Annotated in this window: 13 protein-coding genes, 1 tRNA gene and 1 pseudogene; 6 read left to right on the top strand and 9 right to left on the bottom strand. The window is 56.1% G+C overall.

Annotation, left to right across the window (positions count from 1 at the left end; genetic code table 11):
• Positions 1-48: 48 nt before the first annotated feature.
• Positions 49-234 (bottom strand): hypothetical protein, encoded by a 186-nt coding sequence (locus AC2FLE_RS10850; RefSeq protein ID WP_282021770.1) that lies wholly within the window; start codon positions 232-234, stop codon positions 49-51.
• 110 nt (positions 235-344) lie between these two features.
• Here AC2FLE_RS10850 and AC2FLE_RS10845 point away from each other — a divergent pair, with 110 nt between their 5' ends.
• On the top strand, positions 345-869 hold the full coding sequence (locus tag AC2FLE_RS10845) for a CBS domain-containing protein (protein ID WP_142636370.1): 525 nt from the start codon (positions 345-347) through the stop codon (positions 867-869).
• Between the two features lie 3 nt (positions 870-872).
• Here AC2FLE_RS10845 and AC2FLE_RS10840 read toward each other — a convergent pair whose 3' ends face one another.
• Entirely contained in the window at positions 873-1643 is a 771-nt protein-coding gene (locus AC2FLE_RS10840; protein WP_496696972.1) for a metallophosphoesterase family protein, read from the bottom strand.
• A gap of 159 nt (positions 1644-1802) precedes the next feature.
• Here AC2FLE_RS10840 and AC2FLE_RS10835 point away from each other — a divergent pair, with 159 nt between their 5' ends.
• Both AC2FLE_RS10835 and tviB read left to right on the top strand, forming a co-directional pair.
• Positions 1803-2816 (top strand): GDP-mannose 4,6-dehydratase, encoded by a 1014-nt coding sequence (locus AC2FLE_RS10835; RefSeq protein WP_271948911.1) that lies wholly within the window; start codon positions 1803-1805, stop codon positions 2814-2816.
• A 5-nt stretch (positions 2817-2821) separates the two neighbouring features.
• The gene (gene tviB / locus AC2FLE_RS10830) at positions 2822-4105 is read left to right on the top strand and encodes a Vi polysaccharide biosynthesis UDP-N-acetylglucosamine C-6 dehydrogenase TviB (RefSeq protein ID WP_496696970.1); all 1284 of its coding nucleotides are present in this window, start codon (positions 2822-2824) and stop codon (positions 4103-4105) included.
• 53 nt (positions 4106-4158) lie between these two features.
• On the opposite strand, the gene nqrF is transcribed toward tviB, so the two are convergent.
• The 6 genes from nqrF to AC2FLE_RS10800 are packed head-to-tail and all read right to left on the bottom strand — an operon-like array spanning position 4159 to position 10019.
• Positions 4159-5382: an NADH:ubiquinone reductase (Na(+)-transporting) subunit F gene (nqrF, locus tag AC2FLE_RS10825; protein WP_496696968.1), complete on the bottom strand. Its 1224-nt coding sequence runs from the start codon at positions 5380-5382 to the stop codon at positions 4159-4161.
• A gap of 10 nt (positions 5383-5392) precedes the next feature.
• A complete protein-coding gene (gene nqrE / locus AC2FLE_RS10820; protein ID WP_142636377.1) occupies positions 5393-6001 on the bottom strand; it encodes an NADH:ubiquinone reductase (Na(+)-transporting) subunit E in 609 nt (202 codons plus the stop codon).
• Positions 6001-6654 (bottom strand): NADH:ubiquinone reductase (Na(+)-transporting) subunit D, encoded by a 654-nt coding sequence (locus AC2FLE_RS10815; RefSeq protein WP_142636378.1) that lies wholly within the window; start codon positions 6652-6654, stop codon positions 6001-6003. The genes nqrE and AC2FLE_RS10815 overlap by 1 nt, the downstream gene beginning before the upstream one ends.
• The gene (locus tag AC2FLE_RS10810; RefSeq protein WP_496696966.1) at positions 6654-7469 is read right to left on the bottom strand and encodes a Na(+)-translocating NADH-quinone reductase subunit C; all 816 of its coding nucleotides are present in this window, start codon (positions 7467-7469) and stop codon (positions 6654-6656) included. The genes AC2FLE_RS10815 and AC2FLE_RS10810 overlap by 1 nt, the downstream gene beginning before the upstream one ends.
• Entirely contained in the window at positions 7462-8670 is a 1209-nt protein-coding gene (locus AC2FLE_RS10805; RefSeq protein WP_142636382.1) for an NADH:ubiquinone reductase (Na(+)-transporting) subunit B, read from the bottom strand. Before AC2FLE_RS10805 ends, AC2FLE_RS10810 begins: the two co-directional genes overlap by 8 nt.
• 5 nt (positions 8671-8675) lie before the next feature.
• Complete coding sequence (locus tag AC2FLE_RS10800) at positions 8676-10019, bottom strand: Na(+)-translocating NADH-quinone reductase subunit A (protein ID WP_496696964.1); 1344 nt, start codon at positions 10017-10019, stop codon at positions 8676-8678.
• 276 nt (positions 10020-10295) lie between these two features.
• Between AC2FLE_RS10800 and AC2FLE_RS10795 the strand changes: the two genes are divergently transcribed.
• Together AC2FLE_RS10795 and AC2FLE_RS10790 are read left to right on the top strand one after the other, a co-directional pair.
• Complete coding sequence (locus tag AC2FLE_RS10795; RefSeq protein WP_496696963.1) at positions 10296-11411, top strand: THUMP domain-containing class I SAM-dependent RNA methyltransferase; 1116 nt, start codon at positions 10296-10298, stop codon at positions 11409-11411.
• Between the two features lie 115 nt (positions 11412-11526).
• A tRNA-Pro gene (locus AC2FLE_RS10790) sits at positions 11527-11603 on the top strand.
• Between the two features lie 535 nt (positions 11604-12138).
• Here AC2FLE_RS10790 and AC2FLE_RS10785 read toward each other — a convergent pair.
• On the bottom strand, positions 12139-12516 hold the full coding sequence (locus tag AC2FLE_RS10785) for a hypothetical protein (protein WP_496696961.1): 378 nt from the start codon (positions 12514-12516) through the stop codon (positions 12139-12141).
• Positions 12517-12859: 343 nt separating this feature from the next.
• On the opposite strand from AC2FLE_RS10785, the pseudogene AC2FLE_RS10780 reads away from it, so the two are divergent.
• A pseudogene (locus tag AC2FLE_RS10780) lies at positions 12860-13122 on the top strand (AraC family transcriptional regulator); the annotation flags it as partial.

Here is a 13122-nt window from a genome sequence, read left to right as displayed (position 1 = left end):
AAGCGTGCCCGGCGTATGACAGCGGCCCCAATCAGAGTCAAACCTGCATCAGGCTTTCAGCGGCAGGAAGCCTAGCGCCAACAAACCGATTCCGGCGGGCACCCCGAACAGCCATGCTTTCTTCTGCCATCCCGGAGCCTGCTGTTTCCAGGTCATGCGAAAATTATGGCCACAAACGACAACCGCAAAAAATATCAGCGCGGCAACAGGGGGGGTCAGATAAAAGTTGGACAACGGGCCGGATTTCCTTGGTTTTTGGCAGTTTTCCCCGGTTTGGGCATTTGTACCCTATACAGGTCATATGGCTGCGGTAAGGTGAAAAGCAAAGCAAGAGGAGATTGCCCATGGCCCCAAGCTCTTACCAGCCACCGACACGCGGCGACAAGGCCGCGGCTGCCTCACATAGCCAGTCGGTTGAATCGAACCTTTCTCATACACAGACAACAGTCGAAAAGCTGCTTGTTGGCAAAGGGGACGCGGTTTTTTCCGTGCGCCCGAAAGACACAATTCATTCGGTGGTGAATATCCTCAAGGAAAAGCGGATTGGCGCTGTGGTGGTGACAGATCAGAACGGTACGCTTCAGGGTATCCTGTCCGAGCGTGATATTGTGCGCCGTATGGCCGATACTCCGGGCCAGACCCTGCCCCAATCTGTCGAAGATCTGATGACCCGGAGCGTACAAACCTGCGCGCCCGAGGATCTGTTGAACGATGTGCTGAAAACCATGACAGAGGGGCGCTTTCGCCACATGCCCGTCCTCAGCGATGGCCATCTTCGTGGCGTGATCACGATCGGTGATGTCGTGCATTTCCGCCTCAAAGAGCTGGAGTATGAAGCCCTTCGCATGAAGCAGATGATCGTCGGTTGACAGCTATTCCGGCTGCTCGTCGGTTGCGATGAACCGGACCTCGCCGGCGCGAATATCAGTGGCGGTCAACCTGCCACTGAAGAAGGCGCCGGTGTCGATCGAAACAACGCCATTCTCAGCGCGGGGCTCTGACGTGATTGTATGACCATGGACAACCCACTGACCATCTTCGCGCATCTGCCGTAAAAAATTCGGATGACCCCACAGGCAAACCTGGCGTGATTGGTCGTCCAAAGCCTTGCCCGGGTCCAGACCTGCGTGCACCACGGTAACATTTCCGCTGGTCCAGGTCAGGGGGCGGGCACGCAGCCAAGACAGCAAATCATCGCCCATCGCGCGTCGCAATCTGTCAGCCACCGAGATGGCATCCGTGCCGACTGTGTCTTCATCCACACCGGTTATCCCAAATGAGGCGAGCGTCTGCAGGCCACCGTTTTGCAGCCAAAGCCTGCCGACCCGTTTTGGGTCATCGGTGAACCGCAGCAGCATCTCCTCGTGATTACCCAGCAGGCAAATGAAATCATTGCCCCGGACCCGGCTAAGGTGCCGTAACTGGTGCAGCACCTGGGCGCTGTAATTGCCACGATCAATGTAGTCCCCGACAAAGATCGTGGGGCAATCTGGATCCAGCCTTGCCAGCAAAGTCTGCAACAGATCCAATCGCCCGTGGATATCCCCCACGGCATAAAACCTCTGGTCAGGCGCGATGCCAGAAACTGAATTCTGCGCCGCCTGAGGTTTTTTCCACCTGGTTTTGATCCAATCCCACACCATCGCAATTTCCTACCCTGACTGGCGGGCAACAACAATCCGCAAGTGAATTCGGGTTCTGGATTGCCCCAATGGCGCGGTTTGTGGGAAAATCCCCTTGACCTTGAGGGGCTGAAAGTATCCCTGATGTTTCAAACGGTTTTGGTTTGGGTCGAGGGTTAAATGAAGCGCGTATTAGTCACAGGCACAGCAGGGTTCATCGGTTTTCACCTGGCAAAATTGCTACTGGCCGAGGGGTTTCAGGTTCACGGCTACGATGGCATGACGGATTATTACGACGTCTCGCTCAAGCAGCGTCGCCACCAGATGCTCTTGCAATCCCCTGGGTTTTCCGCAACCGAGGATCTCTTGGAAAACTACGACCAGCTTGCAAAGGTCGCCGAAGAATTCCAGCCCGAAGTGATCGTGCATCTCGCGGCGCAGGCTGGTGTCCGCTATAGCCTTGAGGACCCGCGCAGCTATATCAATTCCAACGTGGTCGGCACGTTCAACGTCATGGAAATCGCGCGCGAGCATAAGGTAGACCACCTTCTGATGGCTTCGACATCCTCGGTTTACGGCGCGAACGAGGTCATGCCCTTTACTGAGGTCGAAAAGGCCGACACACCGCTGACGATCTACGCCGCAACCAAAAAGGCAAACGAGGCGATGGGCCATTCCTATGCCCATTTGTGGAACCTGCCCACGACCATGTTCCGGTTTTTCACCGTTTACGGCACATGGGGTCGACCCGATCTTGCGCTCTATAAATTTGTGGACGCCATCCTGGATGACCGCCCGATCGATATCTATAACCACGGCGACATGTATCGGGATTTCACCAATGTCGAAGATCTTGTCCGCGGTATCCGACTGCTGATCGACGTCCCTCCGGTGCGGCCGGACAGCGCAGATGAGATTGAAGAAGGTGATAGCCTGTCGCCGGCGGCGCCCTGGCGCGTGGTGAATATTGGCAATGGCGACAAAGTGCGCCTGATGGATTTTATCGAAGCCATTGAGGAAGCTATCGGCAAGAAAGCCATCCGCAATTACATGCCTATGCAGATGGGTGATGTTCCTGCCACTTGGGCGAATAGTGATCTGCTGCAAAAGCTGACCGGCTATCGTCCGCAGACAAACTTCAAAGATGGAATCGCCCAGTTTGTCGAATGGTTCCGCGACTATCATGGTAAGTGACGCATATGCTTGAAACCGACCCCAATTCCCGAAAGATTGCTGTGATCGGGCTGGGTTATGTCGGCCTGCCCCTGGCCGTGGCCTTCGGCAAAATTGGCAAGGTGATCGGATTTGACATCAATGCGGCGCGGGTCGAGGCACTACGCGCTGGCGTAGATGCAACGCATGAGGTTGAGCCACATGACCTGAGCGCGGCGGGCGGCCTGAAATTCACAACCAACCCCTCGGAGATTGCCGATTGCGATACCTATGTCGTAACCGTCCCCACGCCGATCACCGCAGGTAAGCAGCCTGATTTAGCCCCCCTTCTGGCCGCGTCGGAAACAGTTGGCCACGTATTGAAACCCGGTGATTTGGTGATCTACGAATCCACCGTCTATCCCGGCGCAACCGAAGAAGATTGCGTTCCGGTGCTGGAACGCGCCTCGGGCCTGACCTTCAACACGGATTTCTTTGCAGGCTACAGCCCCGAGCGGATCAACCCCGGTGACAAGACCCACCGTATCGCGGACATCTGCAAAGTCACCGCTGGTTCAACCCCGCAGGTCGCTGATCTGGTTGACGCGCTCTATGCCCGGATCATCACCGCTGGAACCTACAAGGCTGAAAGCATCCGCGTGGCTGAGGCCGCGAAGGTGATCGAAAACACCCAGCGCGACCTGAATATCGCTCTGGTGAACGAGTTGGCGATGATCTTCGGTCGCATGGGCATCGATACCGAGGCTGTGCTGCGCGCAGCCGGAACCAAGTGGAACTTCCTGCCCTTCCGCCCCGGTCTGGTCGGCGGGCATTGCATCGGCGTGGATCCTTACTACCTGACGCACAAGGCCGAGGCCGTGGGCCATCACCCGCAGATCATCCTTGCAGGGCGGCGCCTGAATGACAGGATGGGCAGCTATGTAGTGTCGCAACTGGTCAAACGTATGACCCGTTGCGGTATCAATGTTGGCGCCGCCCGTGTTCTGGTGATGGGCCTGACGTTCAAGGAAAACTGCCCCGACCTGCGCAACACCCGTGTCGTCGACATTATCGAAGAATTGCAAAGCTATGGCATCAGCGTCGATGTCCACGACCCTCATGCCGACCCCAAAGCTGCGCAAGAAGAATACGACCTGGACCTGATCGACCAACCTGAGCCAGGGCTCTATGACGGGGTCGTCCTGGCCGTCGCGCATGCGGAATATCGGGCACTCGATCCTTTGCAGTTTCGAGCCTATGGCAAAGAAAACAGCGTAGTCTTCGACATCAAATCCTGCCTGCCACGCGAGGCAAGCGACCTGCGCCTGTAATCGAACCAAAGGACCTAAAATGAAACCGGCGCCACAGGGCGCCGGATAACTGATTACCCGCCGAAATCGTCGAGCATGATATCTTCGCGGTCCACACCCAGATCCAGCAGCATGTTGATGACCGACTGGTTCATGATCGGCGGTCCGCACATGTAGAACTCGCAATCCTCGGGTGCCGGGTGGTTCTTGAGGTATTCGTCGAACAGCACGTTATGGATAAAGCCGGTATAGCCTTTCCAGTCATCCTCGGGCTGGGCATCCGACAGGGCGACATGCCATTCGAAATTGTCGAACTCTTCCGCGAGGCTGTCGAAATCCTCGACAAAGAACATCTCTTTCTTGGACCGGGCACCGTACCAGAAGGTGATCTTGCGGTCGCGATTCTCAAGCCGTTTGAGCTGGTCGAAAATATGGCTGCGCATGGGCGCCATACCAGCACCACCACCGATGAACACCATCTCTCTTCCGGTCTCGCGGGCGAAGAATTCACCGAATGGACCCGAGATCGTGACCTTGTCACCCGGTTTCAGGTTGAAGATATACGACGACATCTGGCCCGCCGGTATCCCTTCGGAACCCGGAGGCGGTGAGGCAACCCGGACGTTCAGCATGATCATGCCCTTTTCGTCCGGATAGTTGGCCATGGAATAGGCGCGTTCGATGGGTTCGGCAACAACCGAGTCGTATTGCCACAGATTGAAGCGATCCCAATCTTCGCGATATTCCTCCTCGACATCGAAATCAGTGTATTTCAGCGAATGGGCGGGGGCTTCGATCTGGATATAGCCACCAGCGCGGAAATTCACATCCTCACCTTCGGGCAGGTCCAGCGTCAGCGCTTTGATAAAGGTGGCAACGTTTTCGTTCGACCGAACCGTGCATTCCCATTTCTTGACGCCAAAGACCTCTTCGGGGACCTCGATATCCATGTCTTGTTTAACTGCAACCTGACAAGACAGACGGTCGCCACAAGCGGCCTCGCGCTTGGTGATATGGCTTTCTTCGGTCGGCAGGATCGAGCCACCGCCGGAATGGACGCGTACGCGGCATTGTGCGCAGGTCCCGCCGCCGCCACAGGCCGATGGCACGAACAGTTTCTCGGCCGCCAAAGTTTGTAGCAATTTGCCGCCGGCGGGCACGGACACAGTTTTCTCACCATTGATGGTGATGTTGACATTGCCTGTCGACACCAGCCGGGACCGTGCAGCCATGATAAGGGCGACAAGCGCCAATACGATCAGCGTGAAAAGAATGACGCCAAGGCTAAAGGTTTCCATTGCCGCCCCCTTACAGTTTCACGCCCGAGAAGGACATGAAGGCCATCGCCATCAGTCCCGCGGTGATAAAGGTGATCCCCAGACCTTGAAGGCCGTCGGGAATGTCCGAGTATTTCAGCTTTTCGCGCACGCCCGCCATTGCAGTTATCGCCAGCGCCCAGCCAAAGCCCGAAGACAGACCATAGGTCGTCGCCTCTGCAAAGTTATAATCCCGCTCGACCATGAACAGCGATCCACCCAGGATGGCACAGTTCACCGTGATCAAAGGCAGGAAAATCCCCAGCGCGTTGTAGAGCGGTGGGAAATACTTGTCCAAGACCATCTCAAGGATCTGAACCATGGCCGCGATCACACCGATATACGAGATCAGGCCAAGGAAGGTCAGGTCCACATCTGGGAACCCAGCCCAGGCCAATGCGCCGGGCTTCAACAGATAGGTCAGCAGCAGGTTGTTGGCGGGAACGGTGATCGCCTGCACGACCATGACCGAGATCCCCAGACCCAGCGCGGTCGAGATTTTCTTGGACACGGCGATGAAGGTACACATGCCAAGAAAAAAGCTGAGCGCAAGGTTTTCGACAAAGATGGCCTTTACGGCCAGTGAGATAAGCCCTTCCATCAGTGTGCCTCTACCTGCTGGATTTTGTATTCACGTTCTTCGACCTGGTTCGGCTTCCATGTACGGAAGGCCCAGATGATCAGGCCGATGATGAAGAACGCCGAAGGCGGCAACAGCAGCATACCGTTAGGTACGTACCAGCCGCCATTGTTTACAGTCTGCAAGATGGTGACACCGAACAGCGACCCGGCCCCCAACAGCTCGCGGATAAAGCCGACTAGCAACAGGATCAGCCCATAGCCCATGCCGTTGCCAACACCGTCGATAAAAGATGCGATCGGGGGGTTCTTCATCGCAAATGCCTCGGCACGGCCCATCACGATACAGTTTGTGATGATCAGCCCGACGAAAACCGACAGGGTTTTCGAAATCTGGAAGGCATAGGCCTTGAGAACCTGATCCACCAGGATCACCAGCGACGCGATGATCACCATCTGAACGATAATCCGGATCGAGCCGGGTATCTGGTTGCGCAGCATCGAAATGAACATCGACGAGAAGGCGGTCACGAAGGTCACAGCCAGCGCCATTACAAAGGCCACCTGCAACGAGGAAGTCACGGCCAGCGCGGAACAGATGCCCAGGACCTGCAGCGTGATCGGGTTATTGTCGACAAGAGGGTCGACCAGCATCTCTTTCTTGGTCTGAGACATCAAAACTCTCCTGCTTGCAGTTTGGCCAGGAACCGGGCGTAGCCCGCGTCACCCATCCAGAATTTCACCAGGTTATCGACACCAACCGAGGTCAGAGTGGCCCCAGCAAGCGCGTCGACATAGAAATCGGGACCGGCGGCGGGTTGCGACTTGGCGACGGTAATCTGCAGCTCGCCTGCATCGTCGCGCAATTTCTTGCCATTCCACAGACCTTTCCATCGCGGGTTGTCCACCTCGGCGCCAAGGCCGGGAGTCTCACCATGCTGATAGAACTGCAGGCCGTAGATGTCGTTGCCGTTATTTTCTAGAGCGATAAAACCATAGAGCGTCGACCACAGGCCATAACCATGCAGCGGCAGGATCACTTTGTCTAAATCGCCCGCATCATCGCGCAACAGATAGATCACTCGGTACTTGGCCTGACGACCAACACCCGCCGGGTCAGTGTCCAGTGCTACGCTGAGTTCAGGATCACTTGCAGCAGCCTGGTCATCAAAGGTTGCCGGATCGAACTGATCGTCGACAAATTCGCCGGTGGCAAGCTCGAGCACATGCGGCTCGAACGCAGCGAAGGCTTCGGTCACGTCTATGCCCGGCTCGAAGACACCAGCCACCTGCAAAACGTTAACCTGTTTGTCCTTCAGCGCGTTGGCTTCTTGCACCGGGCGCAAGCTGACCGCAGCAGCGGAGACCACCATCGAGGCAACAAGACAGACGGCAACGGCGACGAAGATCGTCTTGCCAACCGAATCCGGCGAGGCGGCCAGAAAGCGAGCCAATGCGCCCTTGGGTTCTTGAGGTTGCGGATCAGACATGGCGACGCGCCCTCCGTTTGATATTGGCCTGCACGACGAAATAGTCGATCAGCGGTGCAAAGACATTGCCAAACAGGATGGCCAGCATCATGCCTTCGGGGAAGGCCGGATTAATCACGCGTATCATCACAACCATCACACCGATCAAGGCGCCATAGATATAGCGGCCCAGGTTGGTGTGGCTGGCGGAAACCGGTTCGGTCACCATGAAGGCCAAGCCAAATGCATACCCACCCAGAACCACATGCCAATACCACGGCATCGCGAACATCGGGTTGGTATCCGACCCGATCAGGTTCAGCAGTAGAGTAAATCCGATGGTCCCGGCCAGACAGCCAACGATCAGGCGGTAATTGGCAATCTTGGTCATCAGCAGGAAGGCCATGCCGATCAAGCAGGCCAAGGTCGAGGTCTCGCCAAAGCTGCCCTGAATGGTGCCGTAAAAAGCGCTGGACCATGTGATCCCTTCGGCAGCAAGAGCCTGTACGCCCTCGGCCGCTGACACCGCCAGCGCGGTTGCACCCGAGAACCCGTCAACCGGGGTCCAGACCGAGTCACCCGACATCTGCGCAGGATAAGCGAAGTACAAAAACGCACGACCAACCAACGCGGGGTTAAGGAAGTTCTTGCCGGTGCCGCCAAATACCTCTTTGCCGATAACCACACCGAAGATGATGCCCAAAGCCACCTGCCACAAGGGTGTAGTGGCCGGCATAATCAGCGTGTAAAGCATTGATGTTACGAGGAAACCTTCGTTCACCTCATGACCACGCACGGTGGCAAAGATGACCTCGAATATGCCGCCTGCGACCAGTGTGACGATGTAGATAGGCAGAAAATACATCAACCCGTGCATCACATTTGCAAAGACACTGCTGGGGTCCAGCGAGATACCAAACATCTGTAGCAGAGCGATGCGCCAACCGGCGGCAGAGTCCGGCCCGAGGCTGGCGATAGCCGAGTTGGCCTGATAGCCGGTGTTCCACATCCCCCAAAGGATACAGGGAATGGTCGCGATCACGACATAGGTCATGATCCGCTTCATATCCACGTAAGACCGCGCATGCGGGGCCACAGAGGTCACGGTTTTCGGAGTGTAGATAAAGCTTTCGACCATCTCGTAGATGGGGAAATACTTTTCGTACTTGCCGCCCTTGGTAAAGTTCGGCTCGATCCGATCGAAGAAGCTGCGCAAACCCATTTGGATCAGCCCTCCTTTTCAATCTTGTTCAGGCAGTCGCGCAACGCCAGCCCGTATTCATATTTTGCCGGACAGGCAAAGCCGACAAGGCCCAGATCCTCTTCGTCCAGCTCGAGCGCGCCCAGAGCTTGCGCGGTATCGGTGTCCATCACCAGTAGTGCCCGCAGCAGTTGCGTCGGCAGATAGTCCTGCGGCATCAGCTCTTCGAACGTACCCGTGGGCACCATGGCGCGGCGCCCCCCATTCAGATTCGAGCTGAGCGCGTACAGCTTTTTGGCGAAAGCAGAACCCAGCACCGGCTGAACCGCAAATTTCGAAGGCATCGGGCGGATCCAGCCCATCGGAATCTGGTCGTGGTCCTCACGGATGATGGTCATCTGCCTTGCAAAACGCCCCAGATAAGCCGTTGGGCCATCCGCATGCTGACCAGATAGGATCGAGCCCGAAATGATCCGTGCCGTGCCCTCCACATCAATCTCATCCCGGGTCAGGTCTTCGGTCGACGCTCCCATCACCGTACGGATCAGGCGCGGCTGACGGGCACCCGGGCCAGTCAGGGCGATCACCAGATTAGGGTCCAGATGGCCCGTCTGCATCAGGCGGCCAATCGCGATGACATCCTGATACCCGATGGTCCAGACCTGCTTTTCGCCCGCAAGCGGTTCGAGGAAATGGATGTGGGTTCCGGCCAAACCCGCAGGATGCGGACCAGAGAATGCCGCCGCCTCTACGCCTGGCAGATCGCTACCCGGAACCGAAGCACCGTCCTGATGGCACAAATAGGTTTTGCCCTCGGACAGCTTGGATACGACTACCAGACCATCCGCAAATGCTTTGCCCGCGTCATTGATGATGAGTTCTGCATCTCCGGCCAGTGGCTCGCTATCCATGGCTGTGACGAAAATCGCTGCTGGCTTGGTGCCCGGAACTGGCATCTTGGAATAGGGACGCGTACGGAAAGCGGTCCACAGCCCCGCGGCGCATAGCTTGGCGGTGACACCCTCGGCGCTGTCCGCATCACCAACACCCGAGAAATCGATACCCGTGTCGTTGGCATCCGCAACCTCGATCACAACGCTTTGCAAAACCCGGCGCGCACCACGGTTGATGGCAACGATCTTACCACTTAGCGGGGCGACCATCATCGCCTCGGGTGCGTCCTTGTGACAGAATAGCGGAGTGCCACGTTGAACGTCATCCCCCTCCTGAACCAGCATTCGCGGTTTCAAGCCAAGGTAATCGCCCCCCAAAACCCCAACAGTCTTGAATTCTGGACCCGGATGGATGGTTTGCTCCGGTGCGCCTTGCACCGGCAGCTCCAACCCTTTTTTCAGTTTGAAAGTTTGCATGTCGCTACGGTCTTCCAAGCCTCTTTACCTGTGCCGGCTGAGCCAACACCTATCTAGTGTCAGACAATAACGCGAGAATTCCAAGCAGTCGTCGCAAAAGCGTCGAATTGCGACTGAAATCCGCGGCCGTCCCTCTGATTGTGGCCCCTTTACGCGGGGATGATACCAAAAGCAAACCTGTAACCGTCAAAATTCCCTCACGGTATTCACTTTCTTGTATCACTTTCGCTGAAATTGCCTGTCGCGCCCCGATCATGTCCGGTGTAAGCACCCTTGATGGAACAAACGAACGATCTGGAAATTTTTCTGGTAGCAACGCCCGGACTAGAGGTGCCGCTGCATGCCGAGGCCACCGAACAGGGATTCGCCGATGCCAAGGTCATTGCTGGTGGCGTGGTTTGTCGGGGCGGGTGGCCCGAAGTATGGCGTGCCAACCTTTGCCTTCGGGGCGCAAATAAAGTTCTGGTTCGGATTGGCAGCTTTCCCGCTGTCCATCTGGCACAACTGGACAAACGCGCCAGAAAATTTCCGTGGTCAGATTTCCTGCGCCCGGAAGTGCCGGTAAAAGTCGAGGCGACAAGCCGCAAATCGCGCATCTATCATGCGGGTGCCGCGCGCCAAAGGATCGAGCGAGCGCTGGCCGAGACACTAGGGACTCCAATCTCGACAGATGCAGCCCTGCGCGTGCTTTTGCGGATTGAGAAAGACATCTGCACATTCTCGATCGACACCTCCGGAGAGCCCCTGCACAAGCGAGGTCACAAGACTTCCGTCGCCAAGGCCCCCATGCGCGAGACAATGGCGGCCATGTTCCTGCGCGAATGTGGCTATCACGGGACCGAACCGGTGCTGGATCCCATGTGCGGGTCGGGCACTTTCGTCATCGAGGCTGCCGAGATCTCGTTGGGCCTGCTTCCCGGTCGCACGCGTAATTTTGCATTCGAAAGCCTAAGGAGTTTTGATCCCGACATCTGGTCCGACATGCGCGCCGGGTCACCCTCCCCTGCCCCCGAGGTTCAGTTCTTCGGCTCCGACAGGAATGCAGGCGCGATCGAGGCCGCAAAAGCCAACGCGGAACAAGCCGGTGTTTCGACCAATACAACATTTCATTGCCACTCCGTCAGCGATCTGAAGCCCCCGCAAGGTGCTGAGGGGTTAGTGATCGTGAACCCCCCTTATGGCGCCAGGATAGGCGATGAAAAACGTCTGCGATCCTTGTATGGGAGTTTCGGCAAGGTTCTGATGTCACGCTTCAAAGGCTGGCGCGTTGGCATCGTAACAAGCACCCCATCCCTGGCCCATGCCACGCGCCTTCCTTTGCTTCCGGCAGGGCCGGTAGTGGATCACGGCGGCACAAAAATCCGACTTTATCGCACTGACCGCCTGATCTGACATGGGGCTAATCACAGGGATTTTGAGCCTGCCCAAAGCCTGTTACTAATCACAAACCAGACCCAGAATCCCTCTTGCACATCCAAACCCTCAGGTATAAATCACCCGCCACGGTCGGAGTGTAGCTCAGCCTGGTAGAGCACTGTCTTCGGGAGGCAGGGGTCGGAGGTTCGAATCCTCTCACTCCGACCAATAAAGCAAGGTTTCAACGCAGAGATTTTTTGCTGTTTGACCAAGTAACCTACTTTTTCGCACAAATTGGTTTGAGGATTCACTGCATGAATCCAAGGTGATAGCTGTGTGGTATGAACAGCTTTACCCCACGAAGTCAAAACGACGAACTGGTTGGCCTACAATGAAGCGTTGAAACGGCTCGGCGCAAGGAATGAGGCCCTGCGAGCCTCTAGAAACCTCTGTCGCGCCATCAGGTAAAGTTGAGACAACGATCGTCGCCGGAGGCGCGTCGGGGCAAGATAAATTGTATCAAATTGCAAGGCCGGTCGGAGCCCTTTTGCAGTTGGGACTTTTGAGCGGACATACGCAACGCCTAAGCTGATCGATGAAGTTCTTTTCGAACCTTTACAGAAGTTTCGCCGGTCTATGTGTCGTCCCTCGTGCGGTGAGCCCCAAACAGCAAAAAAGTATGCCTAGGTTTTGCTGGCTAACAAATGGCTGTAATGCGGGGCGAAGGTTGGTCCTCAACTTGTCTAAACGCCCCGCGGTGACACTATGGAGCTGGGGAATCCATGCCGCCTTGGTTTTCTGTGGGCACATGGTCGATAAATTGGGCATCCGAATTGATGTTTATTGTATTGTTGGCGGCAACGCCGTCGCTGCTTCCGATCCAGTGGGATGTTCCCACATTTTGCGCCGCCTCCAACGGGGAAAGGTTTGTTATTCGGATAACAATTTTGCCGGTAACGGTTGGGAATTCCGTTGTTTCAGGCGTGGCGTTCCGAGACATCCCAGTCTGAGTGATATGGGCGCTATGATGGGCGCCGGTACCCGAGTGTTGGCCCGGCTCTGCCATGGCCGTTCCGGTGGACAGGGCAATCACCAAGGTTGGCGCAACAATGAGCTTTTTGATGATGTTAATACGTTCCATTCTTGATCTCCTTAAGTTGCCGATACATTTCAAACCTAGGAACGCGACAGCTTTGGGTATTGTGAGAAGAGCTCAGTTTTTTGGCATTTTCTTTCAAGTTGCCAAGCCGCGGATAGGTCGACCAACGTAGCTGCATAGAGCTACGCCTATTCGTCGGACCACCCGGCAGGAGATTAAGCTAAGGAAGAGTGGGCTTTGGTTGCCCTGTGTTGGGTCGCCACTGCCTGCCTTGTGGCAGCACTTAAACGATTTCTTGGCATGGCTTTTGGACCCTGCGTATTGTTACCTAAAACACAAAACGCCCTGATTAGCAGGGTACTTCAGACTCGGGCGGCATATGAGCATGAAAGAGGACAAGGTGAGTTCTGACGGCCAATCTTGGAATGTTCCAGGTTTTGGTGTGCATCACATAGCCAGGCTTCTGGAAAACCGTGGTTCAGATATTGTTGCGCTTCTGAGATCGACCAACTTACCCGTTGATTGTCACAAAACTCCGCCGGATTTTGTTGATGTTCGCAATGAGCTCCGCCTCTTGGAGCTTGCAGTGCAAGAGACCCGAGACCCCCTGTTTGCGATCACTGCGGGAAAAACCTTCAACCCCAGAAA

It is taken from the genome of Ruegeria sp. CDSA077 (assembly GCF_059612265.1).
The sequence above is the reverse complement of the archived record's forward strand: the minus strand, read 5'-3'. Positions and strand labels throughout refer to the sequence as shown.